We start from the raw sequence: 24733 nt of genomic DNA, 5'->3' as shown, positions 1-24733 counted from the left end.
ACGTTACGTGCCGAAGCGGCCTTGGGGCCTACCCACCAGCACGCGAGGGGCCATATGCACCGCGCCAAACGCTTGATTCATACGCCCGTTTGATTGGGGTGCGCACACCTTCAGCGAAAAGCGCAGGATTGTCAATCGCCCCCAGCCACGGCACTTTTTAGACTGCCCAGTCACTGTAGATGAGCCGGTCAGGCGGCGTGATTACACCTGACAAGGCTAACGCTCAGCACCCTAGGCCACGGCCAGGGCCTTCAATACGCGGTCGATCACCTGAGCTTGCTCCGGTTCGCCCCGCTCACCCCAGACAGCGCTCACCATCCTTCCTTCGGCTTGCACTTTCCAGACATCCCCAGGCAACTGAAGCAACTGCTCCCTGACCGCTGGCAACTCGCAGGGCTCTCGCCACCGGTTCACCCATACCCCTGGCTCGGGCTGCCACCACGTCCAGGCTTTATCAGCGATGGCAGCCCGAGGGCGATGGTATTGAGCCGCCGGAGACGGCAGCCCAAAAGGCATCCAGTGAGGCCACTCCTGCGGTGCCAGTTGCATCCCCATGCCCAGCGCCCTTGCCGCCATGCGACAGGCCATACGCCCACTCTGACGCCGAGACGGGCGTAGCCATGCCAGAGGGCTGAGGACTACTGCAAGGATTGACACCACTATCCAGACCGTCATAGAACTCTCCACGCTTTTTTACAAACAACCCCTTGGTGGGCTGCACGGCCACCCTGAAAGGGCCATAATCACGCCAACACCTTTGCTGGAGCACTGTGCCATGCACTATCAAAACATCCTCGCCGCCGTGGACCTGACCGAAGAATGCGACCCGGTCATCAAGCGTGCCAAGGCCTTGGCCGAGGCCACTGGCGCCACGCTCTCTCTGGTACATATCGTCGAGCCCATGGCGATGGCCTTTGGCGGTGACGTGCCCATGGACCTGTCGCAACTGCAGCAGCAGCAGTTCGACCAGGCCAAAGAGCGCATGAAGACCCTACGTGTCAAACACCCCGAGGTGAGGGAAGAATACTGCCATCTGACGTACGGGCAGCCACGTCAGGAGATCCACAAGCTGGCCAAGGACAAAGGGTATGACTTGATCATCGTGGGCAGCCATGGCCGTCATGGCTTGGGCCTGCTATTGGGCTCGACCTCGAACGATGTGTTACATGGCGCGCCCTGTGATGTGCTGGCCGTGAAACTGGACAGGGCCAAGCCTGAGAAGGTTTGACCCGATTCGCGGCGGTTAGCCGTCCAGTTCTGCCCAGCGGTCGAGCAAGCCATCGAGCCGGGCCTGGAGCGCTTCCAGGCTCGCCAGCACGGCCGCCGTTTCACTGGCGGGGCGCTGATAGAACGAGGCGGCAGCCGTTTGCGCGGTCACGGCTTCAATCTCGGCTTCCAACGCTTCGATCTGTGCAGGCAGCGCTTCTAGCTCACGTTGAAGCTTGTAGCTGAGCTTTTTCTTCGCGGCAGCTGGCACAGGAGCCACGCTTGGCGCCACAGCCGTTGCAACGGGTGCGATTTCTGCCTTGGGCGCCTTGGCTTCCTTCACCCCCAGCAGCTTGGCCGAGCCGCCCTGGCGTATCCAGTCCTGATAGCCGCCTACGTACTCGCGTACCGCGCCATCGCCTTCGAATACCAACGTACTGGTCACGACGTTATCCAGGAACGCACGGTCGTGGCTGACCATCAATACCGTACCCTTGAAGCCTGACAAGACTTCTTCAAGCAACTCCAGCGTTTCTACGTCCAGGTCGTTGGTCGGTTCGTCCAGCACCAGCAGGTTGGCCGGCTTGCTGAACAACTTGGCCAGCAACAAGCGGGCGCGCTCGCCGCCAGACAACGCTTTTACCGGTGTACGCGCCCGTTGCGGGCTGAACAGGAAATCGCCCAGGTAGCTGAGCACATGACGGCTCTGCCCGTCGATCTCGATGAAGTCGCGCCCTTCGGCAAGGTTGTCGATCACGGTTTTTTCAAGGTCCAGCTGCATGCGCAACTGGTCGAAATAAGCCACTTCAAGCCGCGTGCCACGGTCCACGGAGCCCGCGGTGGGTTCCAGGTCGCCCAGCATCAGCTTGAGCAAGGTAGTTTTGCCGGTACCGTTGGCGCCCAGCAGACCGATGCGGTCTTCGCGTTGCAGCACCATGGAGAAGTCTTTCACCAGCAGCGGGCCGCCTGGGTGGGCGTAGCTGACGTTCTCCAGCACGATCACCTGCTTGCCGGATTTATCGGCGGCGTCGAGCTGGATGTTGGCTTTGCCCTGACGCTCGCGACGTTCACCACGCTCCGTGCGCAGGGCCTTGAGCGCCCGCACGCGGCCTTCGTTACGGGTACGCCGGGCCTTGATCCCTTGGCGTATCCAGACCTCTTCCTGGGCCAGGCGCTTGTCGAACAGCGCGTTGGCGGTTTCTTCGGCCGCCAGCTCGGCTTCCTTGTGGACCAGGAAGCTTGCGTAATCGCCGTTCCAGTCGATCAGGTTACCCCGGTCCAATTCCAGAATACGGGTGGCCAGGTTTTGCAGGAAGGCCCGGTCGTGGGTGATGAACAGCACCGCGCCACCAAAGGTAGTCAGCGCTTCCTCAAGCCAGGCGATAGCACCGATGTCAAGGTGGTTGGTAGGCTCGTCGAGCAGCAGCAGATCAGGCTCGGACACCAAGGCCTGGGCCAGCAGCACACGGCGACGCCAGCCACCGGACAACTCGGCCAGGGTCTTATCGGCCGGAAGCTGTAACCGGCTCAGTGTGCTGTCTACCAGCTGCTGCAAACGCCACCCGTCGCGGGCCTCAAGCTCTTGCTGCACGTGCATGAGCGCGTCCAGGTCGGCATCGGTAACGATGTTCTGGCTTAGGTGGTTGTATTGCGCCAGCAGCTCGCCAACACCGGACAACCCCTCGGCTACCACATCGAAGACCGTCCGGTCGTCGGCTCGTGGCAATTCTTGGGGAAGCTCGCCGATTTTCAGGCCGGGGGCTCGCCAGATATCCCCCTCGTCGGGCTTTTGATCGCCGCGAACCAGGCGCAACATGCTCGATTTGCCAGTGCCGTTGCGGCCAATGATGCAGACCCGCTCGCCGCGGGCTATCTGCCAGGAAACCTTATCGAGCAACGGCATGGCACCGTAGGCGAGGGAAACATCGCTCAGTTTGAGCAGGGTCATGGGAATCTCCGGAAAAGCCGGCGCGTATTCTACCTTATGTACCCGTCAGGCACAGCAAGCGCCGAGCGGCATCTATTGAAACACTGGGTGCGCTTTCGACGCAGCGGGCAACAGGCTAAGCTAGCCGCCAATCTGTACGCTTACCGGAAGTCTCATGCGCAGTCGTCTGTCCCGCCTCGTTCCCGCGTTACTGCTTGCGGTTGTACCTTTCGTCTCCCTCGCCCATGCCGGTGACCTGGCCCTCCAGCGCCAATACTACGATCAGGCCAAGGCCGCGCTGGCCAAGGGCAACAGCGCGCCCTACTTCCAATACAAGGCCATGCTGGTGGATTACCCGCTTGAGCCTTACCTGGCCTACGACGAGCTTACCGCCCGCCTGCCCGGTGCCAGCGACGAAGAAATCGAAGCCTTCATTCAGGCCCATGGCGACCTGCCAAAAATCAACTGGCTGAAACTGCGCTGGCTGCGCATGCTGGCCGAGCGCGGCGATTGGCCTACCTTCGTGCGGTATTACGACACCAAACTCAATTTCACCGAGCTTGATTGCCTGTATGGGCAGTACCAGCTCACTCAGCCCAGCCTGCGCGCTGCGGGCTATGCCAACGCGGAGCGCTTGTGGCTCAGCGGCAAGGATCGCCCCACTGCGTGCGACCCCCTGTTCGGGCGTTGGGCCGCAGAGGGGCAACTGACCGAGGCCAAGCGCTGGCAACGCGCCAAGCTGGCGGCGCAGGCCCGCAACTACACGCTGGCCACCAGCCTGGTCAGCGGCTTGCCCACCTTGGGTGTGCAAGGCCAGCGCTTGCTCGACGTAGCGCGCAAGCCAGAGCTGCTGGACCAACCAGGGTTGTTCGTGCCTGCCAACGAGGCCATGGCTGACGTAGTCGGCCTAGGCTTGCGCCGCCTGGCCAAGCAAGACCCGGACAAAGCACTAGGCTTGCTGGACACCTACGCGGCAACGCTGCATTTTTCCGCTGAAGAAAAAGTCGCCATCGCCAAGGATATCGGGCTTGGCCTGGCGCGCCGGTACGATAGCCGCGCTCTGGATCTGATGACCCGCTACGACCCGGAGCTACGAGACGACACGGTCAGCGAATGGCGCTTGCGCCTGCTACTTCGCCTCGGCCGCTGGCAGGATGCCTACGAGCTTACTCGCCGCCTGCCCGCCAGCCTTGCCGGCACGAACCGCTGGAAGTATTGGGAAGCGCGGGCGCTGGAGCTGGCGCGGCCGAACGACCCGCAGGTGCCTGTGCTATACCGGGCAGTGGCCAAGGAGCGTGACTTCTACGGCTTCCTGGCAGCTGACCGCGCTCAAGTGCCCTATCAACTGACCAACCGCCCGCTTGCGCTTACCCAAGCCCAGATCAACAGCGTACGTACCGCCCCCGGCATCCGCCGTGCGCTGGAGTTCTACCAGCGCGGGCAGATCGTGGACGGGCGCCGTGAGTGGTATTACGTGTCGCGGCACTTCGACCGCGACCAGATGGTAGCTCAGGCCAAGCTGGCCTATGACATGGGCTGGTACTTCCCGGCCATTCGTACCATTAGCCAGGCGCAGTATTGGGACGACCTGGATATTCGCTTCCCTATGGCGCACCGGGATGCGTTGTTGCGTGAAGCCAGGTTGCGTGGCTTGCATGCCAGCTGGGTATTCGCGATCACGCGCCAGGAAAGCGCATTCATGGATGATGCCCGCTCCCCGGTGGGCGCCATGGGCCTGATGCAGTTGATGCCTGCAACCGCCAAGGAAACGTCCCGCAAGTTCAGCATTCCCTTGGCCTCGCCCCAGCAGGTGATAGACCCGGATAAGAATATTCAGCTGGGCGCGGCCTACTTGAGCGTGGTGCACGGCCAGTTCAATGGCAACCGGGTACTGGCGTCGGCCGCGTATAACGCTGGTGCAGGGCGGGTTCGGCAGTGGCTGCGGGGCGCGAGCCACCTGAGCTTCGACGTCTGGGTGGAATCGATTCCTTTCGACGAAACACGCCAGTATGTGCAGAACGTGCTGTCGTATGCCGTTATCTACGGGGCCAAGCTCAACACGCCGCAACCTATCGTGGACTGGCACGAACGCTTCTTCGACGACATCTGACCCTCAACGTCGCGCCTGACAGCCATCAGGCGCGCTTCCTCGTTATAGCAAGGTAACCGGCATGCCCACGGCCAGTGTGCCGCTGCCTTCGCTGATCAGGTTCTGTCCAAACATGATGCCGTCTTCTCGCTTGCGGTATCCCTTGAGCGTGTTCAGGGGCTCGCGGTCGGCGTCGCGTTCATGAGTATCAGGGTTGATGGTCGTCATGATGCAACGGGCGCAAGGCTTGGCTACCCGGAACGTAACCTCACCGATCAGCAAGCGCGTCCAGCCGTCTTCGGCGTACGCGGGGGCCCCTTCCACTACAAGGTTTGGGCGAAACCGCTGCATCAGCATCTCGCGCCCTACCCGCTCAGACAGGTCATCCACAGAAGCCTGGTTGATCAGTAGCAACGGGAAGCCATCGGCAAAGGCCACCCGATCGCCGGGCTCACCATCCCCAGCACCAAGGGGCCGGGCGCGCTGCTCAGGCACAAACACGAGCCGAGTGGGCTGGCCTGTTAACGTCGATGCCCAGCGTGCGGCTTCGTCGCCGGCATCAGGCACGCGGAGGGTGTCTTTCCAGATCACCACGCCCTGCAATGCGCTGTCAGTGCCGGGTAATGGCACCTGGACCTGGCCTAAGCCAGGAGCCTTCAGCACCAGCCCACCATTAGCCCTGTACACCGCCGAGACGGTGCCCAGTACAGGCAGAGTGCGTTGAGTCAAACAGCGCCCTGTCGCTTCGTCTACGAACATCCAGCGACGGTCCCCTGCCAGCCCCAAGGCGTCGACGGCAGAACGCGCCAGGGTTTCGCCCAGGATGGATTTGATAGGGTAGCGGTAGAGGGCAGATAAACGCATGGGCGAACCTTAAATAAGTACGGGCCCGCCTAGCTTAACCGATGACAGCCAAGGCCTGCGCCTAACCGTGTTCCATTTCCAGGCGCTGGCGCACCACCTCTACCAGGCGGTCGGGCTGGAATTTGGACAGGAAGTTATCGCACCCGACCTTCTTGACCATGGACTCGTTGAAGCTCCCCGACAGGGACGTATGCAGCACCACATACAGGTCCTTCAGGCGGGGATCCTGACGAATCTCGGTGGTCAGCCGATAACCGTCCATTTCAGGCATTTCAGCATCGGTAAAGACCATCAGCAATTTGCTGCATACGTCTTCACCGGCATCGGCCCACTTTTGCAACATCCGCAGCGCCTTGAGGCCATCGCTCGCCACATGCAGCACCACACCCAACTGGGACAAGGTATCGCGCAACTGCGCCAGGGCCACGGTGGAGTCGTCTACCAGCAGAATTTCCCGACCGCGGGCCTTGGCCAACATGGCGTCTTCAAGCTTTTCCTTGGACACGCGCGCATTGTAAGGCACGATTTCCGCCAGTACCTTTTCGACGTCGATAATCTCTACCAGCTTGTCCTCTACCCGGGTAATTGCCGTGAGGTAGTGCTGTCGCCCCGCGCTGGCGGGTGGAGGCAGGATGGACTCCCAGTTCATGTTAATGATGCGATCCACACCACCCACCAAAAACGCCTGCACCGACCGGTTGTATTCAGTCACGATGATGGTGCTGTCCGGCCCTGGCTGCAATGGGCGCATGCCGATGGCTTGGGACAGGTCAATCACGGGCAAGGTTTGCCCTCTGAGGTTGACCACTCCGCACACATACGTATGGCGTTGGGGCATCAACGTGAGCTTTGGCAGCTGTAGCACTTCCTGCACTTTAAACACGTTGATCGCAAATAACTGTCGCCCCGCCAAGCGAAACATCAGGATTTCTAGGCGGTTTTCCCCCACCAATTGGGTGCGCTGATCGACGCTGTCAAGAATACCGGCCATGGAAGTCCCTACGGGTTGGATGAGGCATGTACGGGCTATCGGCCCCCGCCTCTCAAACTTGAACCCGTGCCAACGGCGGCTTAGTCGGGCTTGCCCAGTAATGGGCAGTTGTGTGGCAGATGAACGCGAATAGCAGCGGCCCGCGCCGTAAACCGCAAGTCATTACCCTGTAGGGGCTCACCGTCGAGGTTGATGTCCAACCCTTGGGCGCTTTGAATCTCTACCCACGGCAGGCGGACACGGATGAACAGGTTATCTAGCCCCAGGCCGCCGGCGAGCAGCTCTTTGAGAGTAGACACCACTTCGGTGGGGGCAGGCAGTATGCTGACGTCCAGCAAGCCGTCGTCTGCGTAGGCCGTGGGGCACAGTACGTGCCCTCCGCCTGCCTGCCGACCGTTACCGATGCCCAAAGCCAGCAGTTCACCTTCCCAGCGAAAGTCCGGGCCGTGAAGTACGCCGGAGGCCGCACGTAGTTCACTGAAGCGAGACAGCCCGGTAAACAGATACGCCGCGCCCCCCAGGACCTTTTTGAGGTCCTCAGAGGTACTGGCTGTCACTTGGCTGCCAAAGCCACCCGTGGCCATGTTCAAGAAGATCTGGCCGCCTACTTCGCCCAAATCCACTGGCCGGGCAGGCTGGTCAAGCAAGGCCAGCGCGCCCTTGGGTTCTAGCGGAACCCCAGCTGCCCTGGCGAAATCGTTAGCGGTGCCCAGTGGCAACAGGGCCAGGGTGGCGTCGCCTTGACTGAGCGCCAACGCTTCGGCCACGTCGCGCAAGGTGCCATCGCCGCCGCCTGCGATCAGTGTGGGATAGCCTGCAGCAATACCCTCTTCCACCAAACGGGCTGCGTCGCCCCCTTCCCACGTAGGGCGCACGGCGATCTCCCAGCCTTCGTCGCGCTTAGCGTTCACGGCGGCGCGTACGTCTTCATTGAGCGCTTGCTTGCCGTGCAAAATCAGCCATGCCTTACGTGTATGCATTCGTCTACCCTTTCGCAGAATCAGCCATTGGGGATGTGACCACGGGCAGGCTGAAAAAGCGCCAGGCGCTGAAGAGATTCTTACGTCAGCAGCTCACTCATGGGAATAAAGCGTACCGGGTCGCCTTCTGCCACTGCCTGCCCTTCAGGCACCTCCACCAGCCCGTCGGCCCAGGCAGCACTGCGCAGTACGCCCGAACTTTGATTAGGGTACAGCTGGGCTCGCCCACCTTCGATGCGCGCGCGCAGAAACTCCCGGCGGCTGCCTACCGGCCATGAAAAACCTGCAATCACGTCGTAGCGTCGAGGGTGCACCTGAGCGCAACCCATGCGCCGCAGCAAGTAAGGCCGCGCCAGCAGCGCAAAGGTTACCAGCGTAGACGCCGGGTTGCCGGGCAGCCCGATCACTACCGTGCCCTGGTAGTGGCCCACAGTCAGTGGCTTGCCTGGTTTGATCGCCAACTTCCATAAGGCCAGCTCACCGTCTTCACGCAGCGCATGGCCGAGAAAATCTGCTTCGCCAACGGACACCCCGCCTGTTGTGAGGATCACATCTACACCCTTAAGCTCGGCCAAGGTATGTCGCGTCAAGGCCAAGTCATCAGCAACGATGCCTGCGTCTATGACCTCACACCCGCTGCGGGCCAGCCAAGTGCACAGCAATTGCCGGTTGCTGTTGTAAATCTGGCCTGGGGCCAAAGGCATGCCCGGTGCCACCAGTTCGTCGCCGGTTGACAGCACCGCAACGCGCGCTTTGCGCCTAACAGTGAGCAGCGCCCTGCCGAGGGTGGCCGCCAGGCCCAACTCGATGGGCCCTAGGCGAGTGCCTGCTTCCAGCACGCGGTCGCCGGCCCGGCATTCCTGCCCCTGGGGCCTGACGTTCAAGCCTGCACGTGCTGGCTGGGTGAACACCACCCGGCCATCGGCGCCTACTTGAGCGTTTTCTTGCATCTGCACACAGTCCGCGCCTTCAGGCAATGGCGCGCCGGTGAAGATACGGGCACAGGTTCCAGGCTGAAGCGCCCCAGGGGCATGCCCGGCGAGGATGCGGGCAGAGACCAGCATGGGCTCGCCGGCCCCGTCAGCACTGGCGAGCGCATAGCCGTCCATGGCGCTGTTGGGCCACGCGGGCAGGTCCGCAGGGGCAATAAGCGGCGCGGCAAGTACCCGGCCATCGGCGGCCTCCAGGGGCAAGGTTTCACTGCCGACCAGTGGTGTGGCGTCAGCCATTGCCAGCAATCGCTCGACGGCGTCGCCCAGCGGCATCAGGCCGCGCTGGCCTGGCTCAGCCACGGGTGCCACACGGGGTAGCCTGCTTGAGGTGCGGCACGAAATTGCACGGGCGATGACGGTTGTCCAATTGCTCGGCCAATATGCCATCCCAGCCGGTGCGACAGGCATTGGTCGATCCCGGCAAGCAGCACACTAAAGTGCCGTTGGCGAGGCCCGCGAGCGCGCGGGACTGAACCGTCGAGGTACCGATATCCGCGACTGAAATCTGTCTAAACAGCTCACCGAAACCGTCGATGTGTTTGTCCAGCAGGCACGCCACCGCTTCCGGTGTGCTATCGCGCCCGGTAAACCCGGTACCGCCGGTAATAAGCACCACTTGTACTTCGTCATCGGCAATCCAGGTGGCCACCTGAGCGCGAATCTTGTAGAGGTCATCCTTGAGCAGTACCCGTGCTGCCAGCCCATGGCCGGCAGCGGTCAAACGGTCTACGAACAGTTGACCGGAGGTATCGGTGTCTTGGGTACGGGTGTCACTGACCGTCAATACAGCAATATTGAGGGATACAAAGGGGGCGTCGGCCTTGGCACTCATGGCACGTTCCAGTTGTTGAGGAAAACGCCGGGTGTTATATCACAGCCACCCTCCCTTCGCCTTGAGCCCGCCATGGATTCGCAACCTGCCACCTCGCTACCACCCTCTGTGCTGCTGCTTGCCGGTGGCCAGGGCTTACGAGTAGGAGGCGCGGACAAAGGCCTGCTCCCCTGGAAAGGCACGGCCATGATCGAGCATTTGCACAGGCGGGTGCGGCCACTCACGGACGATGTGATTATTTCCTGCAACCGCAATACAGATCGCTACGCCCCGTACGCCGACCAGCTAGCCACAGACAGCGAGCCTGGGTTTCCAGGGCCCATGGCCGGGTTGCGCGCAGGGCTGGCGCTGGCCAGGCATTCCCGGCTGCTGGTGCTGCCTTGCGATGTGCCCGGCGTGGACGATGCCTTGCTGTGTGCCATGCTGGCCGCCCATGCGCAGCAGCCTGAGGTGCCTTTGATCGTTCGCCAGGGAGGAAAATGGGAGCCCTTGTTGTGCGTAGTGCCGTGCGCCCTGCGTGCAGCGTTCGACAGTGCCTGGGCCCAGGGCGAGCGAAGCCCTCGACGCGTACTGCTGGCCCATACGCCCCAAGCGCTGGACTGCCCGGCCGACGACCCCCGGCTGCGCAACCTCAACACCCTGTTGCTGATGCAGACCCAAGGCGATGCGCAGGACTCACTCGCGTGAGGAACTTGCTCGGGCCCGCTGCGTCTTAACGGGGTTAACACACACTAGCCTTTCCGGAGACACGACATGTCCAACAGGATCCTTCCCGCCCTTTTGCTCGCAGCTGGCCTGGCCACCTTGGCGGGATGCTCCACGCCCACGGTCATCACGCTCAACGACGGCCGTGAAATCCAGGCGGTTGACACGCCTAAGTACGATGATGATTCCGGGTTCTACGAAATCGAGCAGCTTGACGGCAAGCAGACCCGGGTCAATAAAGACCAGGTACGTACCGTTAAAGAGCTGTAACGCTTCGCCCAGCGCCCTCTCGCACGTCTGAATGTGCTGAGGGCGCTGGTATCGCTGTTATGAAAGGGTGAGCGTCGAGTCAGGGTGTGCCAGCCCTAGCACTGTTACTTCACTGTGAGCCGGCATGGCTGCGGTTGCCACTGCAGTGTCGAGCGCTGGCGGTGTGGCGGCAAACACAAAGTTGTCCGCCGTCAGCGTTGCCTTGAAATCCCCCGCGAGCGAAACCTCAAATTGACGCCCAGCGCTATCTGCTTCGCTTGACTGCACATACGTACGGTCAGTGTTAGCGCTATAGGTGAGCTTCAAAGTGCCATTGTAGCCGTCGCCTAGCCCCGTGAACCCCAAGGCTGATACGTCGATACGGTCTGCTGATACGAGAAAGTCGCTGAACAAGGAATCACCGATCAGATCAGCGGCACCATGGTAGCTGTCGCTCACCTTCTGGTACACGAAGGTGTCGGCGCCGCTTTCGCCATGCAACTGGTCAGCGCCACCGCCGCCAATCAACACGTCGTCACCGGCACCGCCCCACAGGGCATCGAAACTGTCGCCGCCCACCCGCCGCTCATTCAGCGGACCGCCGGAAGTACCTGAGCCGCCATGAGACTCCCGCTCGGCATTGGGAGCGGGTATCGAGGGCGCCAGAATGAAGGCGTCAGCGGTGGTGCCCCGGTTATCGTTCAAAAAACCACTCGTGAGCAGGGTGAGTGCGAAGCGGTTACCGGCTTCGTCGGCGTCGAGGGACTCGATCGTGGTCAGCCCCGTATCGCTACTATAGGACCAGGTCAATGTGCCGTTGTGGCCGTTCCCGATGCCGGTGAAACCTAGCGCAGAGACATCGATCAGGTCGCCCGCTCCTTGGCTGAAGTCCATTAGCAGATCAACGTGCCGGCTACCGTCGTTATCGTTGATATAGCTGTCGCTCAGCGCCTTGTAAACGAACGTGTCGTGGCCCTCACCGCCCGTTAGCCGGTCTGCACCGGCATCGCCCTGCAAACGGTCGTCCCCTGATCCGCCACCAAGGGTATCGTCGCCCTCGCGACCTATCAGCAGCGCACCGCCCTCGCGAGTGGTCGTGAAGGTATCGGCGCGGTTGCTACCGACCCAGCGGCCGTAGAAATTAGCGTCGGTCAGGCTGCCTTGGTAATCGCCGCTCAGCGCCAGCTTGAACCGGTAGCCATCGGCGTCGGCGTCCAGGCTTTGCAGGTAGGTGGTGTTGCTGCTGCTGTTATAGCTGAGCTGCAGCGTGCCGTTGTGGCCATCGCCCAGGCCTTTGAGGCGAAGAGCAGTAAGGTCCAGCTGGTCGTGGGCCGAATCGAAGTCCAGGATGCGGTCGTGGGTATCGCCAGCAGCACTGGCGTAGCTGTCCTGCCGACGGGCGTACACGAACACGTCATCGCCCGAGCCGCCGGTGAGGCGGTCCGCGCCCTGCCCCCCGTCTAGCACGTCATTGCCAGCCCCGCCGTCCAGCACATCGCGGCCGCGGCCTGCGTGCATCACTTCTGTGCTCGGCGTACCCACAAGGTGGTCGGCGCCGTCGCTGCCCAAAAACGTAAAGGTGATCTTTTGGGAGTTAGCAGTCATATGATCAATATCACTGATCGCCTGCCCCTGCTGCGTGTGGCTGATGACGTTGCCGTAAAACGGTCGGTAATAGGAGCCCTCGGAAGCATAGCGATCTTCCAGCCCATAGGTTGACTGGTCGCTGCCAACGATAACGTTGTCCGCCAGGTCGTAGTTTTTATCCGCGGTGTAGGCCTGCCCCTGAGCGTTGGTGAAGGCATCCACAAGGATCTCTGCGGCAGGGCCACGCTGCGCGTTATCGTGGATGTAGTTCTGGTAAACCGCCGCATAGTCGGTGCCGAGCAAGGCAATGCCTTCCTTGCCATTGCCATAAACTTCAGTGTGGCTCACACCAATGCCTTGGAACCCCTGAATCTGAATGCCGGCACCACCGTTGCCATGCACCGTGCCACCCACGATGCCGCCCTGCACGAACAGGTGTTGCGAGGCCACCCCTGTCAGCAAGACCCCATTGCCAGCGTTGTCGTACGCGTCGTTGCTCGAAAACGTAAAGGGGCTGGAGTTTCCAACGCCTCCGACCATATCGAACCCGTCACCCTGGTTTCGATAAGCCTTGTTGTCGCTGAAGGTGATGTCGTCTGGGCGTACCTGCTCAACCTTGAACTCAGTGGCAAAACCGTCGCCATCGTTGTCATGGGCCAAGCTGTCAGACACCCGCGCGTTTGTCGTGAGCGCTTGGGCGCGTAGCCCGTCGCCACTGAAGTTCTGCAACTCCACGCCCGCAACACTTAGGCCTGTGGTATGGGCCTTGTCACCGGTCGCGCTACCGGTAACGATGCCATCTACCGTGCCACTGGTGTTGGCCTTGTTGCCGTCCAGGGTCAGGTTGCTGATGGTCGCCCCTGTGGTGTTGGCATTGGCTACGGTGTGAATCAGCCCCGCCACGTCAGTACTGGAACCGTCGGCCAGCTTGAGGGTGGTCAGCCCCATGCGTTCGCCGTTGAGCGTCACGTTGCTTTTGAGGGTTAGCGAGCCGCCGTCACTGTTGGCGCCACTGACGATGTAGGTGCCGTGGGGCAGATACACTTCCCCGCCGCCCGCCTTCGCGGCGGCATTGATCGCTTTTTGAATGGCCAGGGTATCGTCGCCGACACCATCACCCTTGGCACCGAAGTCCATCACATTAAAGGTCGTGGTCATTATTCAGCCCTGTTAGTAGAAAAAGAACGCCGAACGACAACCGCGAAGCTGACCTGACTATCAGGCTCACCTGCAAGGTAAGCGGCAGCTCTGTGACCGCTGCGGCTACACCGGGTTCGTGATTCAGACCACAGACGTTTTTTTCACAACCCCAATGGCACCATCACCGCCCCACTAGGGACCCCGTTGGGGAGTAGCCTGCCCAGGACTTGCATCCTGGAGCGTTCGTATCAACATTCTCGGCCGTAAGCCGTGGTACGAACACCGTCGTGGTTGGCGAGACCAGCGATACCTCCATGCCTAAGGTCGGGCGTGTGGCGGTGTCGTTGACTCAGTGCCCGGCCGGACGTCACCGTGAACCCTTTATCCCTTTTGTTCGTAGCCCTTGCCATGTCCACTGACGCGTTCGCGGCAGCCATCGGCAAAGGCTCCAGCCTGCACAAGCCACGCCTGCGTGATGCCTTGCGTACCGGGCTTATCTTTGGCGTGATCGAGGCGATTACCCCCATCATTGGCTGGAGCATCGGGCGCGCGGCCAGCCACTGGGTCGAACGTTGGGATCACTGGATCGCCTTTGGCCTGCTGCTGGGCTTGGGCGCTCATATGATCTACAACGGGCTCAAGCAGGAGGTGGAGGAAGCCGAGAAGCCAAAACGTCATTCTGCGATGCTGTTGGTCGCCACCGCCGTGGCCACCAGTATCGATGCCCTCGCTGTAGGCGTAGGCCTGGCGTTCGTCAACGTCAATATTCTAGTGGCCGCCTCAGCCATCGGCCTGGCAACTACCCTGATGGTGACCCTCGGGGTAATGCTGGGGCGTGTGCTGGGTACCCTGGTGGGCAAGCGCGCAGAGACTGTCGGCGGCCTGGTACTGATCGTCATAGGTGCCACGATTCTCTACGAGCACTTGTCAGCGGCCTGACCATCGCCCTGCGCGGTTGGGGTACGGAAGCCTGCGGGCGCTCTTCAGGCGCCCGTCATCAATGTATCAACTGCGGCCTTGAGGTCTGTCCAGGTGAAGGGCTTGAGTAGCAGCTGCACTTGCCCTGGATCGAATGCCGCTGCAGGCACTGCATTTTCCGAAAAGCCGGTGATAAACAACACCTTCAAACCAGGGTGCGCGTGCAGGGCACGGGTGGCGAGCTCATCACCACTCATGCCCCCCGGCATGCCGATGTCAGTGACCATCAGTTTCAACTCCGGAAACCGGGCCAATTGCTCCAAGGCGCCTTGCGCCGCATCGGCCTTGTACACCTCATAGCCCTCTTCCTCCAGCACTTCGCTGACCAAGGTACGGATAGCCATCTCATCGTCCACCACCAGTACTTGCCCTTGGGCCAGCTTATTGGGCACTAGCCCTTCGGCAACCGAGTGACTGGCCGTTTCCGGTAAGGGGCCGGTGTAGAGCGGCATGAACACACTCACCGTCGTGCCTTTGCCAGGCACCGATTCGATCCGCGCGTCCCCAGAGGATTGACGCGCGAAGCCATACACCATCGACAGGCCCAGGCCTGTGCCTGCGCCCAGAGGTTTGGTGGTAAAGAAGGGATCGAAGGCGCGCTCCAGCACCTCGATGGGCATACCAGTGCCGGTGTCCGTTACCTGGATCAACAGATAGTCGCCAGCAGTGAGCGGCGCGCCTACCACTGGCGCACGGACCGTGGCCTGGCTGACCTTCACCGTCAGGTTACCGCCTTGGGGCATGGCGTCCCTGGCATTGATGCACAGGTTCAGTAGGGCGTTTTCCAACTGGTGCGCGTCGCAACAGCACCATAGCGGTACCGGCGGCAATACCAGCGTGAGCTCGATCCGCGGTGTTAGGGTGCGGCTAATCAGGTCGGTCATACCCCGCACCAGCGCTGCCGGTTCGATCAGCTTGCTGTCCAGGGTTTGGCGCCGGGCGTAGGTCAATAACCGATGAGTAAGCGCGGCTGCCCGCACCGACGCGCTCTGGGCCATACCAATGTAGCGCTCCAGGCCCTCGATGCGGCCTTGGCTAACTCGCAGGTTCAGCAGCTCCAGGCTGCCACTGATCACGCTTAGCAAATTATTGAAGTCGTGGGCGAGCCCACCGGTAAGTTGGCCAATGGCTTCCATCTTCTGGCTTTGGCGCAACTGAGAACTCACGTGCTCCAGCGCTTCCTGCCGCTCTTTGGCCTGAGTAATGTCCCTGGCCACGGCAAAATACTTGCCGTCCCGCCGCGCGATACGCCAGTTCAAGTGCAAGCGCGCGCCGTTTTTTCGCAAGCCCTCGGTATCCAGCTCTACCGCCCCACGTTCGCTCAACCCACGCAAGGCGTCGGCTAGCTCAAGGGGCGAAATAAAGTCCGAGAAGGTGCCGCCTTTCAACTCAAGCTCGGTCCAGCCAGTGTTAGCCGACCACGCAGGGTTCATCGCTAACAGCTCGCCTTTACCTGACAACGCGCAGATGAGGTCGGGAGATACGTTCCATACGCCATCGCGCTCTTGGGTGCGGCGCTCCACCTCCTCTTCCAGGCGTTGATTGATTCGCGACACGCTGTTCAGGCTCTGGCGCAAAAAAGCACACACCACCGCCATGACGAAGCTCACCACACCAAAGCTCAAGGTGTTTGCCCAAGCAGTCCAGTTACGGTCAAAGCCCACTGGCCCTATGAACAGATATTGCGCGGACAGCACTGCAATGACCGTCCCTAATGCCGACGGCCCTACCCCAAAGCAAAAGCCTGAAAACATTAAACCTGGGATGAAAAACAGATAAGGCAACGCCGTACTGGGTAGCTGCGCCCTCAGCGCACAGCACAGGCCGATCACCACGGCAGTGCCCACATAGCGAATCGGCCGATTATGCTCGATGCGAGCGAGCCGAAGGGTAACGGCCAGCAGTGCGGAGAACGGGGTGGGCAAGGGGTGACTCCAGGTAGGCAATCAGGCGGGCGGCAGAGCTTGCTACCCTTTGGCACATTATCGACCACGCCTGCCCGGCCTTTAACTCGGCGTAGGCCGGAATGGGCAGCGCCACACGTCAGCCGATAGAGAAACGCGCCTTGACCATCGCGGTCAGCTGCATCAACGACCAGGGCTTGGGCAAAAAGGAGGCATTGGCGGGAAGCTCACAGCTCGGGCTTGCCGAATAGCCGCTGGTAATGATGACAGGCAACTCAGGCCGTTGCGCGTACACCGCATGGGCGAGGTCCCAACCGGTCAGGCGGCCAGGTGTCATCACATCCGTGACGATAAGGCCCAGGGTTTGGCAGGATTCGAAGGCTTTCAAGCCAGCATCCACCGTGCCCACCGCCTCTACGCGCGCACCTGCCTCAGAGATCACTTCAATCAACAAGGAACGCAGGAGTTCGTCGTCTTCTACAACAAGGACGATAGGTTTGAGAGGCTCGGGCAACGCACTGGAGAGGGTCATATCGGGATCATCACACGCCCACCCTCGCTTGGAGACGGGTGGCCGACCAGATACACGCTTTGTACAGCTTCCTGAACACCTGCGTGGATAGTCAACGAGGCAGTACAACTCTCGTATAACACGTCGTAGACCGTAAAGCATGCGGTGGCGAAGGCACTAACCTCACCAGATCGGTAGCTAGCGATTTAACAGCAAGTGCAGTTGACTATGAAACGAGCGGGCCTGGCCTGTCAGCGGATCGTTGAACGCCAGTGCGCGGGCCAACAGTTGCAACGGGTTAGAGAGATCGTCCACCTGGCCAACCGGCATCACTTCAGGGTAGAAGGGATCATTGCAGATAGGTGCGCCCAACGCTGCCATATGTACCCGCAACTGGTGGGTGCGACCGGTGATGGGTGATAGCCGGTAGCGCCAAAGGGCGCTATCCGAGGGCTCGGCCTGTATGTGGGTTTCACTGTTAGGCTCGCCGGCGACCTCCTTCATGCAAAAGAACGGTACCCCTCTCGCGATTCGGCTTTGCCGAATGTGCGGAAACGAGAGCCCTGGCAAAGCCGGAGCCACCGCTTCGTAGGTTTTGTCGATACGGCGCATGGGAAACAATTGCTGATAGGCGCCACGGGTGTCTGGATTAGTTGAAAACATGACCAGCCCGGCTGTGTGCCGATCGATCCGGTGCAGCGGCACGAGATGAGTATTGCCTGTGGTTTTGATGAGCCTGCGGAGCAGGGTTTGCTCCACGAACTCGCCTGCGGGCGTGACCGGAAGAAAATGTGGTTTGTCAGCAATCAACAGGTGCTCGTTCTGGAACAGCACCTGCTCTTTCACTGGGATGACACGCTCGGCAGGCACCTCTCGGTAATAATGCACGCGCATGCCTGCGCGGTAAGGTTGTTGCGACGAGACCGGCTGCCCTTGAGCATCCAGCACCTTGCCCCGGGCGAAGCGATCAACCCATTGTGCTCGTGTAACCGCCGGGAAATGGTCCGCCAGACAGTCCAGTACGAAAACCCACACGCCGCTAGGCAGACATAGCGTACTGGCTTGAGAATGAGAAGGGTCGAAGGGCTTGGCAGGCATCAGAGGGGTCCATTGCATCAGTGGGCTGGATTATCCCTTGCCCACGCCTGCCTTTACAGCACTACGCTGTGTATCTGGCCTGACGCCGTTACCTTGGCCTGCGCCTGCAGCCATCGTAATACCTCGACTGCGTCCCAACGTGCAGGGTCGAACAATGCATAGGCAAGGCCTTGAAAGCCCACGACGTCCAGGCGCTGGTGGTAGCCCGCTCGCTGAAACAAGGCTTCTATCTCAGCGAAGCAGGCGTTGAAATGCACCTTGCCGAACGGTGTCTTGCCCTCCATGACCAGGCCATCCGTTCGCAGGCCCAGCACGGCGCCTGAAACAGCGTCGGGCGACATGCCGTTCACGCTGGCTTTGAGCTGCTGAATATTGATCACGGTGCTTCCTTAATACTGGCGCAAGCTGCTTGATACTGTATTTTTATACAGCATATAAACAACAGGTGGTAAACGCAACGCTGCCATTCACCTGCTCGCACAATCCATTCCCGGCTACGTTCTCTACACCCGCCTATGAAGACATACCACCAGCCCCTGCCTGCGGGCTTTAGGGGAGGCTATTACCGACCTAAGCTAAAACCGGCGACCTCTATCTTGCCTACCCCACCACTTGGAGCTCAATGAGGAAGCGTTACGCTGAGTGTTCCTAAAGATTGCAGCGATACGTTAGTGGCTATCGCGCGGGGGCCGGTCATGTGGCGCCCGGTCAGGGCCCGGCATAGCGCAGCTGTCATTGCGGCAGCGAGCACCGCCATCGGGGTGAGGGAGCCAGACAGGTGCGGACGCCAGCGGCAAAAGAGTCGATAACCTACGTTGAGTAGCGGCCTTATAAAACGCCAGAACAAGGGGGCCGCCCAGGCACCCAAGCCTGCAGCGCAACAGGTTACGTCAAAAAGCGAACCACCTGATCGGCCTCGAATGGCCACTCAAGCTCTGCGCCGGTATCTGCCCTGCGCAGGAGAGGCGCCCGCGCTTCGTAATCAGGCGGCACACCGGCGGCATCATGCAGGTCGATCAACTCAACCCACAGACCATGCTCTATAAGCGGCAGCAAGGCAGCCTCTGCCAACGCACAGCGGGGGCAGTTGATGATCACAAACAGTTGGCATTCAGGGCACATGGCATTGAGCTAACCTTTAAAGCGGGGCGTGGTAAGTCTAGTTGTTGAACGTCGCTTCAGCCAGGGCCTGGCGACTTAGGCCCACCCAACCCCGTTGATCGGCAAAATGTCCTTTCACTGCGCTGAACCTTGCTGACGCAACGGCACTCGAAGCCCTAAGCCCATGTAAGGAGGATGCCATGACTCGCGATACCATCAACACCGCACAAGACGTGCTGACCGCTGACTTTCAGACGTTGATTCGTGACAGCGAACGCTTGCTCGAACACACCGCCACCCTCGCCGGTGAGCAGGCGCAGGAACTGCGCGAGCAGATCAAAACCAGCCTGATCAAGGCCCGAGCGGTGCTCAAGCAGACCCAACTCGAGCTGCGTGAGCAGGGCGAAGCGGCGCTGGTCGTTGCTGAAGATTATGTTCAAACCAACCCGCTCCCCGCAGTGGGCATTGCTGCAGGCATCGGTTTTCTAGTAGGCCTGCTGGCTACAAGGCGCTGATATGAACCACGACAGCGATTCCCTGCCACCGCCGGCAGGAGAGACTACAGGTACTCACGGCCGCCGACTGGGTGGCGCATTGCTGGGATGGTTGCACAGCCATATCGAGCTATTGGGCATCGAGCTTCAAGAGCAAAAGGCCCGTACGCTTAGTTTGCTGTTGTTCGCCGGCCTGGCCTTGGTCTTTGCCCTGTTGGCATTGGTTGCCCTCTCAGGGTTGATCCTGATCCTGCTATGGGAGAACTACCGCATTCCAGGCATGGTAGGGCTGTGTGTGTTTTATGTCCTGGCTGGGATATTTTGTGCCGTCAAACTCAAGGCTGCCATCTTTGACGAGTCCTCACCGTTCCATGCAACGCTTGAAGAATTGGCCAATGACCGGGAGCGCCTGTTGCCATGACTGGACATAACCCTACAAGCAGCGGTAACCGTCGCGACGTGCGTAAGGCGCTTATTCGCCTGCGTATGGAAATGCACCGTCAGGAAATCCGCCAGGGTGCCAAACAGCTGGTTAACCCCTTCTCTCGGCTGCGTAACATGGGCCAAGGCTTGAACAAGAACCTGCGCGTCCGTCACGCCCCTTTGTGGGGTGTTGGCCTGGTAAGCCTGCTTGGGTTCTTCTCGGGCAAAGGCGCGCGCAAGGGTGGCATCGGCTCGGCGTCGAGGCTTATCAAGCTGGGCGTAAGCCTGGTACCGCTGCTCAAGCTGCTTAAGAGCACCAATCGTCATTAAATCTGGTACCCCCGCCAGTGATCTTCACGTGACGCGCTGACTTACTCCTCAAAAAGGGGCAGGTCAGCGGTGCCATTGGCTCAGGCCGTTCAGCCCTCGTTACAGACTCACACTCCTTTGCACATTGCAGCCGCTCAGCAATAGGGCGATGCTGGCAGTGTTCGATTTCTGACGGAGAAGTGCCTTGGATTGGCAAACACTGCTTACTCGCGAACGCTTGGGCAAACCCCTACACAGCGCAGACGAGCCTGGTCGCACGCCCTTTCACAAGGACCACGATCGCATCATCTTCTCGGGTGCCTTTCGCCGCCTTGGTCGCAAGACGCAAGTTCACCCGGTGTCCAGCAACGACCATATCCACACTCGCCTTACTCACTCACTGGAAGTCAGCTGCGTGGGGCGCAGCCTTGGCATGCGCGTAGGTGAAACGCTTCGCGATGAATTACCCGACTGGTGTGATGCGGCAGACCTGGGAATGGTGGTGCAATCGGCCTGCCTTGCCCACGACATCGGCAACCCGCCATTTGGCCATTCAGGTGAAGACGCTATCCGTTCCTGGTTCCAACAAGCCGCAGGCCGTGGCTGGCTCGATAGCATGAGTGACGGCGAACGCCTGGACTTTCTCAACTTCGAAGGCAATGCTCAGGGCCTGCGCGTACTCACGCAGCTGGAATACCACCAATTCGAAGGCGGCATGCGCCTGACCTATGCCACCCTGGGCACGTACCTCAAGTACCCCTGGACCGCACGGCATGCAGATTCCTTAGGGTACAAAAAGCACAAGTTCGGCTGCTATCAAAGCGAGCTGCCGCTGCTGGAACAAATCGCTACCAAGCTGGGGTTGCCCCTGCTCGAACCTCAACGCTGGGCGCGCCACCCTCTGGTGTACCTGATGGAAGCGGCAGACGACATTTGTTATGCCCTGATCGACTTGGAAGATGGGCTGGAAATGGGCCTGCTTGAATACGCCGAGGTTGAAGCCCTGTTGCTAGGGCTGGTGGGCGACGACGTGCCAGAGACGTACCGCTTGCTGGGCCCAGGGGATTCACGGCGCCGAAAACTGGCCATCCTGCGCGGCAAAGCTATCGAACACCTGACCAACGCGGCTGCACTAGCTTTTGTGGAACAACAGCCCGCGCTGCTGGCAGGCTCGCTCACAGGTGACCTGGTGGAGCACATGAATGGCCCTGCCAAACGCTGTGTATTGAGCGCCAAAGACATCGCACGCCAGAAAATTTTCCAGGACAAACGCAAGACCCTTCATGAGATAGGTGCCTATACCACTCTGGAAGTACTACTCAATGCGTTCTGCGGTGCGGCGCTGGAGCAGCACAGTGGAAAGCCGTTGTCTTTCAAGAACCAGCGCATCCTTGACCTCATGGGCAGCAATGCCCCCCATCCTTCATGGCCGCTGCATACTGCGTTTTTGCGCATGATCGACTTCATCGCGGGCATGACAGACAGCTATGCCAGTGAAATGGCCAGCGAAATGACCGGGCGAGCCATACCGGTTTAACGGCCAAGCGGGGGAAATTCTGATAAATGCGGGCAAGCCCTCTGCCCGCTCACCAACTGAGCTAATGTCCCGGTCCTTATCGCAGTAAGGAAGCAGGAATGGGCTCGGTATTTATCATCGAAGATCACCCGGTCATTCGTCTGGCAGTACGGATGATGCTGGAAAATGAAGGTTACGAGGTTATCGGAGAAACCGACAACGGTGTGGACGGCATGCGCCTCTTACGTGAATGTAATCCTACGCTCGTGATACTGGACATCAGCCTGCCCAGGCTTGACGGGCTTGAAGTACTGGCACGTTTCCAGGCCATGGGCATGCCTTGGCGCGTACTGGTCCTGACTGCCCAAGCGCCTCAGTTGTTTTCGGGCCGGTGCATGCAACTGGGCGCAGCTGGCTACGTGTGTAAGGTAGAAGACCTTACTGAGCTGGTCAGTGCAGTGCGTGCAGTGTTTGCCGGCTATACCTACTTTCCCAGCCAGGCACTGGTAACCCCCGAGGGCCTAGAGGCAAGCGAAGGGCTGCAGTTATTCAACAGCGTCAACGACCGCGAACTGATGGTCTTGCAACTGTTTGCTCAAGGGCGCACGAACCGCGAAATTGCTGAGGGCATGTTCTTGAGCAATAAAACCGTGAGCACCTACAAGAAGCGCTTGATGCACAAGCTCAAGGCGGGGTCGCTGGTCGAACTACTGGAGGTTGCCAAGCGTAACGGTGTGGTCTAGCCCCAAGGCGGCGCGCATGCTGGAACCACAGCAGCCGAGCGCAGCGCCTTGTCGGCCCCGATCTGTGCGGGGCCGGGCTAGACAGGGTCAAGCCATCAAGCGGCAGGGTTGACCGGCGTTTCTGGGTACCAAACATCCAACAGCGGGCTGAGCTCGACCTTGGTCAGCTCGTCACGGCCCTTGAGCCATGCCTCGACGGCAGCACGCTGCTGCTCGTTGACCGAGCCACGCTTGGCCAGGCATACCAGGCCAAAGTCGTCCCCGCCTACGTAATCAACGCCGTTGGCTTCCATTGCCTGCTTAAGGAAGGCCTCCAGAAACGCATCGATCTCCGCTTCGCTGAGGTTTTCCTTGAATTCAAGGTTCAGCTCGAAGCCCAGTTCCTGGAACTCATCCACGCACAGTTTCTTACGCAGGCGGCGGGAACGGTTTGTAGCCATAGTCTGTATCCTCGTCAGTTTCAAGCGCGGCACTGTAGCAGTTTGGCCTGGTAATTACCGGCTAACCTGCCACAGGAGTGAAATTTTCCTACGGCCGGTCCCGAGGCCAGCGACGCATCATGCATAATGCGCAACGTTAGCGGGAGCCTTCATCTTTTCATGCTCTCAATCTTCAGCGCGCATTAGGCTATCAGTTCATGATTAAACACCTGCGTCCGATGTTCGTCGCCGCCAGCCTACTCCTGGCCTTTACCCCCCCACTCTACGCTGCTACGTCAGGCCTTACGCCCAAGGTGGAGCAGGCGCTCAAAGCCAGCAAACTGACGAACAATGCCCTGTCACTGGCGTTGATCCCCCTGAGCGGCCCCGGCGCTACCACCCTGTTCAACGCAGATGTCTCGGTCAATCCCGCCTCTACCATGAAGGTAGTTACAACTTTCGCAGCCCTGGAGCTGCTAGGCCCGACGTTCCAATGGAAGACCGAGTTCTACACCGACGGTACGCTGAGCAACGGTGTGCTGCATGGCAACCTGTATGTCAAAGGTGGTGGCGACCCCAAGCTGAACATGGAAAAACTCTGGTTGCTGATGCGTGATTTACGCGCCAACGGCGTGCATCAAGTGACCGGCGATCTGGTTTTGGACCGCAGTTACTTCAAGCAGCCACAACTGCCCCCCTTCAACGATGACGGCAACGACGAAAACGCACCCTTCCTGGTGAAGCCCGACGCGTTGATGATCAACCTCAAAGCCCTACGTTTCATCGCGCGCAATGACGGCGGCCGGGTGACGGTGGCAGCCGAGCCGCCTATTGGCACTATTCATCTGGACAACCAGGTCAAGGCCATTGCCGGTTCCAAATGCACGGGTGAAGTGCGTTACAACTCTGTACCTCAGCCCGATGGCATCAACGTGGTGGTCAGCGGCCAGTTGGCTGATGGGTGCAGCTCACAAACCTACCTGTCTCTGCTCGACCACTTTGCCTACTCAGCCGGCGCTATCCGGGCCATATGGTCGGAGCTTGGCGGCAGCATCACCGGTGCGGACCGCGACGGCGTAGTGCCTAAAAATGCCAAGCTGCTCGCCAGGGCGTTCTCGCCCGACCTGGCCGAGGTGATCCGCGACATCAATAAATACAGCAACAACACCATGGCCCAGCAGTTGTTCCTGACCATCGGCGCGCAATTCAGGACCGATGCAGACGCCGACGACGCCAAGGCCGCGCAGCGCATGATTCGCCAATGGCTGGCGAAAAAGGGTATCACTTCGCCTCACTTGGTGATGGAAAACGGCAGCGGCTTGTCACGCGCCGAACGGGTAAGCGCGCGTGAAATGGCAGGCTTGCTCCAAGCGGCCTGGCGCAGCCCTTACGCCGCTGAATTCATGAGCTCCATGCCCTTGGTGGGCATGGACGGCACCATGCGCAAGCGGCTCAAGCGAACCGCCATGAGTGGCGAAGGCCATATAAAAACCGGCACTCTGAATACGGTCAGGGCCATCGCAGGCTTTAGCCGTGACCTGAACGGCAATACCTGGGCTGTGGTCGCTATCCTCAACGATCCAAAACCCTGGGGGGCCCGCTCCATTCTGGACCAGGTATTGCTGGACCTCTATAACCAGCCACGCACACCCGCTACCGCCGCCCTCCCCTAACC

The 24733-nt window shown here is 60.3% G+C and carries 25 protein-coding genes, 1 pseudogene and 1 riboswitch; of the genes and pseudogenes, 11 read left to right on the top strand and 15 right to left on the bottom strand.

Translation table 11 applies throughout. The annotated features are described in order from the left end of the window. Nucleotides 1–231: 231 nt before the first annotated feature. On the bottom strand, nt 232–675 hold the full coding sequence (locus tag AC4LE2_RS07230; RefSeq protein ID WP_491825110.1) for a hypothetical protein: 444 nt from the start codon (nt 673–675) through the stop codon (nt 232–234). Between the two features lie 100 nt (nt 676–775). Between AC4LE2_RS07230 and AC4LE2_RS07225 the strand changes: the two genes are divergently transcribed. Next, nucleotides 776–1228, top strand: a complete 453-nt coding sequence (locus AC4LE2_RS07225) for a universal stress protein (RefSeq protein ID WP_491825109.1) — start codon at nt 776–778, stop codon at nt 1226–1228. A 15-nt stretch (nt 1229–1243) separates the two neighbouring features. On the opposite strand, the gene AC4LE2_RS07220 is transcribed toward AC4LE2_RS07225, so the two are convergent. After that, nucleotides 1244–3154 (bottom strand): ATP-binding cassette domain-containing protein, encoded by a 1911-nt coding sequence (locus tag AC4LE2_RS07220; RefSeq protein WP_491825108.1) that lies wholly within the window; start codon nt 3152–3154, stop codon nt 1244–1246. 154 nt (nt 3155–3308) lie between these two features. Here AC4LE2_RS07220 and AC4LE2_RS07215 point away from each other — a divergent pair, with 154 nt between their 5' ends. After that, nucleotides 3309–5243 carry a transglycosylase SLT domain-containing protein gene (locus AC4LE2_RS07215; RefSeq protein WP_491825107.1) on the top strand — a complete coding sequence of 645 codons (1935 nt, stop codon included), beginning with the start codon at nt 3309–3311 and terminating at the stop codon, nt 5241–5243. A 42-nt stretch (nt 5244–5285) separates the two neighbouring features. Here the strand turns inward: AC4LE2_RS07215 and AC4LE2_RS07210 are convergent, their stop codons facing one another. The 5 genes from AC4LE2_RS07210 to moaB form a co-directional block, all read right to left on the bottom strand. Then, entirely contained in the window at nt 5286–6086 is an 801-nt protein-coding gene (locus tag AC4LE2_RS07210) for an MOSC domain-containing protein (RefSeq protein ID WP_491825106.1), read from the bottom strand. A 61-nt stretch (nt 6087–6147) separates the two neighbouring features. Continuing rightward, nucleotides 6148–7077 carry a chemotaxis protein CheV gene (locus AC4LE2_RS07205; RefSeq protein ID WP_491825105.1) on the bottom strand — a complete coding sequence of 310 codons (930 nt, stop codon included), beginning with the start codon at nt 7075–7077 and terminating at the stop codon, nt 6148–6150. An 80-nt stretch (nt 7078–7157) separates the two neighbouring features. Next, the gene (gene yegS, locus AC4LE2_RS07200) at nt 7158–8057 is read right to left on the bottom strand and encodes a lipid kinase YegS (protein ID WP_491825104.1); all 900 of its coding nucleotides are present in this window, start codon (nt 8055–8057) and stop codon (nt 7158–7160) included. An 80-nt stretch (nt 8058–8137) separates the two neighbouring features. Further along, nucleotides 8138–9358 carry a molybdopterin molybdotransferase MoeA gene (locus tag AC4LE2_RS07195; protein WP_491825103.1) on the bottom strand — a complete coding sequence of 407 codons (1221 nt, stop codon included), beginning with the start codon at nt 9356–9358 and terminating at the stop codon, nt 8138–8140. Then, nucleotides 9342–9881, bottom strand: coding sequence for a molybdenum cofactor biosynthesis protein B (moaB, locus tag AC4LE2_RS07190; RefSeq protein ID WP_491825102.1), 540 nt, complete (start codon nt 9879–9881; stop codon nt 9342–9344). The genes AC4LE2_RS07195 and moaB overlap by 17 nt, the downstream gene beginning before the upstream one ends. A gap of 72 nt (nt 9882–9953) precedes the next feature. Here moaB and mobA point away from each other — a divergent pair, with 72 nt between their 5' ends. Together mobA and AC4LE2_RS07180 are read left to right on the top strand one after the other, a co-directional pair. Next, a complete protein-coding gene (gene mobA / locus AC4LE2_RS07185; protein WP_491825101.1) occupies nt 9954–10568 on the top strand; it encodes a molybdenum cofactor guanylyltransferase MobA in 615 nt (204 codons plus the stop codon). A 66-nt stretch (nt 10569–10634) separates the two neighbouring features. Beyond that, complete coding sequence (locus AC4LE2_RS07180) at nt 10635–10856, top strand: YgdI/YgdR family lipoprotein (RefSeq protein ID WP_491825100.1); 222 nt, start codon at nt 10635–10637, stop codon at nt 10854–10856. A 57-nt stretch (nt 10857–10913) separates the two neighbouring features. Here the strand turns inward: AC4LE2_RS07180 and AC4LE2_RS07175 are convergent, their stop codons facing one another. After that, nucleotides 10914–13580, bottom strand: coding sequence for a M10 family metallopeptidase C-terminal domain-containing protein (locus tag AC4LE2_RS07175; protein ID WP_491825099.1), 2667 nt, complete (start codon nt 13578–13580; stop codon nt 10914–10916). Nucleotides 13581–13761: 181 nt separating this feature from the next. After that, nucleotides 13762–13936: riboswitch (yybP-ykoY riboswitch) on the top strand. Here AC4LE2_RS07175 and mntP point away from each other — a divergent pair. Beyond that, nucleotides 13935–14501: a manganese efflux pump MntP gene (gene mntP / locus AC4LE2_RS07170; RefSeq protein WP_491825098.1), complete on the top strand. Its 567-nt coding sequence runs from the start codon at nt 13935–13937 to the stop codon at nt 14499–14501. It overlaps the preceding riboswitch by 2 nt. A 44-nt stretch (nt 14502–14545) precedes the next feature. Here mntP and AC4LE2_RS07165 read toward each other — a convergent pair whose 3' ends face one another. From AC4LE2_RS07165 to AC4LE2_RS07140, 6 genes and pseudogenes are all read right to left on the bottom strand, one after another. Beyond that, the gene (locus AC4LE2_RS07165; protein WP_491825097.1) at nt 14546–16465 is read right to left on the bottom strand and encodes an ATP-binding protein; all 1920 of its coding nucleotides are present in this window, start codon (nt 16463–16465) and stop codon (nt 14546–14548) included. A 118-nt stretch (nt 16466–16583) separates the two neighbouring features. Continuing rightward, nucleotides 16584–16976 (bottom strand): response regulator, encoded by a 393-nt coding sequence (locus tag AC4LE2_RS07160; RefSeq protein ID WP_491825096.1) that lies wholly within the window; start codon nt 16974–16976, stop codon nt 16584–16586. 177 nt (nt 16977–17153) lie between these two features. Next, the gene (locus tag AC4LE2_RS07155; RefSeq protein ID WP_491825095.1) at nt 17154–18053 is read right to left on the bottom strand and encodes a pseudouridine synthase; all 900 of its coding nucleotides are present in this window, start codon (nt 18051–18053) and stop codon (nt 17154–17156) included. Between the two features lie 53 nt (nt 18054–18106). Beyond that, entirely contained in the window at nt 18107–18433 is a 327-nt protein-coding gene (locus tag AC4LE2_RS07150) for a transcriptional regulator (RefSeq protein WP_491825094.1), read from the bottom strand. A gap of 288 nt (nt 18434–18721) precedes the next feature. After that, nucleotides 18722–18930, bottom strand: a pseudogene (locus tag AC4LE2_RS07145) (DUF393 domain-containing protein); the annotation flags it as partial. 8 nt (nt 18931–18938) lie between these two features. Next, a complete protein-coding gene (locus AC4LE2_RS07140) occupies nt 18939–19175 on the bottom strand; it encodes a glutaredoxin family protein (RefSeq protein WP_491825093.1) in 237 nt (78 codons plus the stop codon). 179 nt (nt 19176–19354) lie between these two features. Between AC4LE2_RS07140 and AC4LE2_RS07135 the strand changes: the two genes are divergently transcribed. From AC4LE2_RS07135 to AC4LE2_RS07115, 5 genes are all read left to right on the top strand, one after another. Beyond that, nucleotides 19355–19669 (top strand): ElaB/YgaM/YqjD family protein, encoded by a 315-nt coding sequence (locus tag AC4LE2_RS07135; RefSeq protein WP_491825092.1) that lies wholly within the window; start codon nt 19355–19357, stop codon nt 19667–19669. A 1-nt stretch (nt 19670) separates the two neighbouring features. Further along, nucleotides 19671–20069 carry a phage holin family protein gene (locus AC4LE2_RS07130; RefSeq protein WP_491825091.1) on the top strand — a complete coding sequence of 133 codons (399 nt, stop codon included), beginning with the start codon at nt 19671–19673 and terminating at the stop codon, nt 20067–20069. Then, a complete protein-coding gene (locus tag AC4LE2_RS07125) occupies nt 20066–20401 on the top strand; it encodes a hypothetical protein (protein WP_491825090.1) in 336 nt (111 codons plus the stop codon). Before AC4LE2_RS07130 ends, AC4LE2_RS07125 begins: the two co-directional genes overlap by 4 nt. A gap of 184 nt (nt 20402–20585) precedes the next feature. Next, nucleotides 20586–21917 (top strand): deoxyguanosinetriphosphate triphosphohydrolase, encoded by a 1332-nt coding sequence (locus tag AC4LE2_RS07120; RefSeq protein WP_491825089.1) that lies wholly within the window; start codon nt 20586–20588, stop codon nt 21915–21917. Nucleotides 21918–22015: 98 nt separating this feature from the next. Continuing rightward, nucleotides 22016–22639, top strand: coding sequence for a response regulator (locus AC4LE2_RS07115; RefSeq protein WP_491825088.1), 624 nt, complete (start codon nt 22016–22018; stop codon nt 22637–22639). 95 nt (nt 22640–22734) lie between these two features. Here the strand turns inward: AC4LE2_RS07115 and AC4LE2_RS07110 are convergent, their stop codons facing one another. Then, the gene (locus AC4LE2_RS07110; RefSeq protein ID WP_491825087.1) at nt 22735–23079 is read right to left on the bottom strand and encodes a YggL family protein; all 345 of its coding nucleotides are present in this window, start codon (nt 23077–23079) and stop codon (nt 22735–22737) included. Nucleotides 23080–23276: 197 nt separating this feature from the next. On the opposite strand from AC4LE2_RS07110, the gene dacB reads away from it, so the two are divergent. Beyond that, nucleotides 23277–24731: a D-alanyl-D-alanine carboxypeptidase/D-alanyl-D-alanine endopeptidase gene (gene dacB, locus AC4LE2_RS07105; RefSeq protein ID WP_491825086.1), complete on the top strand. Its 1455-nt coding sequence runs from the start codon at nt 23277–23279 to the stop codon at nt 24729–24731. Nucleotides 24732–24733: the final 2 nt, after the last annotated feature.

Source organism: Pseudomonas sp. 9.3L, assembly GCF_058536285.1.
The sequence above is the reverse complement of the archived record's forward strand: the minus strand, read 5'-3'. Positions and strand labels throughout refer to the sequence as shown.

Excerpts from the sequence above, each read along its gene's own strand:
- AC4LE2_RS07175 (WP_491825099.1), bottom strand. The coding sequence starts at position 13,580 with ATGACCACGACCTTTAATGTGATGGACTTCGGTGCCAAGGGTGATGGT.
- AC4LE2_RS07215 (WP_491825107.1), top strand. The coding sequence starts at position 3,309 with ATGCGCAGTCGTCTGTCCCGCCTCGTTCCCGCGTTACTGCTTGCGGTT.
- AC4LE2_RS07205 (WP_491825105.1), bottom strand. The coding sequence starts at position 7,077 with ATGGCCGGTATTCTTGACAGCGTCGATCAGCGCACCCAATTGGTGGGG.
- AC4LE2_RS07130 (WP_491825091.1), top strand. The coding sequence starts at position 19,671 with ATGAACCACGACAGCGATTCCCTGCCACCGCCGGCAGGAGAGACTACA.
- moaB (WP_491825102.1), bottom strand. The coding sequence starts at position 9,881 with ATGAGTGCCAAGGCCGACGCCCCCTTTGTATCCCTCAATATTGCTGTA.
- AC4LE2_RS07155 (WP_491825095.1), bottom strand. The coding sequence starts at position 18,053 with ATGCCTGCCAAGCCCTTCGACCCTTCTCATTCTCAAGCCAGTACGCTA.
- dacB (WP_491825086.1), top strand. The coding sequence starts at position 23,277 with ATGATTAAACACCTGCGTCCGATGTTCGTCGCCGCCAGCCTACTCCTG.
- AC4LE2_RS07230 (WP_491825110.1), bottom strand. The coding sequence starts at position 675 with ATGACGGTCTGGATAGTGGTGTCAATCCTTGCAGTAGTCCTCAGCCCT.
- AC4LE2_RS07210 (WP_491825106.1), bottom strand. The coding sequence starts at position 6,086 with ATGCGTTTATCTGCCCTCTACCGCTACCCTATCAAATCCATCCTGGGC.
- AC4LE2_RS07115 (WP_491825088.1), top strand. The coding sequence starts at position 22,016 with ATGGGCTCGGTATTTATCATCGAAGATCACCCGGTCATTCGTCTGGCA.
- AC4LE2_RS07110 (WP_491825087.1), bottom strand. The coding sequence starts at position 23,079 with ATGGCTACAAACCGTTCCCGCCGCCTGCGTAAGAAACTGTGCGTGGAT.
- AC4LE2_RS07125 (WP_491825090.1), top strand. The coding sequence starts at position 20,066 with ATGACTGGACATAACCCTACAAGCAGCGGTAACCGTCGCGACGTGCGT.
- AC4LE2_RS07140 (WP_491825093.1), bottom strand. The coding sequence starts at position 19,175 with ATGTGCCCTGAATGCCAACTGTTTGTGATCATCAACTGCCCCCGCTGT.
- AC4LE2_RS07180 (WP_491825100.1), top strand. The coding sequence starts at position 10,635 with ATGTCCAACAGGATCCTTCCCGCCCTTTTGCTCGCAGCTGGCCTGGCC.
- mobA (WP_491825101.1), top strand. The coding sequence starts at position 9,954 with ATGGATTCGCAACCTGCCACCTCGCTACCACCCTCTGTGCTGCTGCTT.
- AC4LE2_RS07160 (WP_491825096.1), bottom strand. The coding sequence starts at position 16,976 with ATGACCCTCTCCAGTGCGTTGCCCGAGCCTCTCAAACCTATCGTCCTT.
- AC4LE2_RS07220 (WP_491825108.1), bottom strand. The coding sequence starts at position 3,154 with ATGACCCTGCTCAAACTGAGCGATGTTTCCCTCGCCTACGGTGCCATG.
- AC4LE2_RS07225 (WP_491825109.1), top strand. The coding sequence starts at position 776 with ATGCACTATCAAAACATCCTCGCCGCCGTGGACCTGACCGAAGAATGC.
- AC4LE2_RS07135 (WP_491825092.1), top strand. The coding sequence starts at position 19,355 with ATGACTCGCGATACCATCAACACCGCACAAGACGTGCTGACCGCTGAC.
- yegS (WP_491825104.1), bottom strand. The coding sequence starts at position 8,057 with ATGCATACACGTAAGGCATGGCTGATTTTGCACGGCAAGCAAGCGCTC.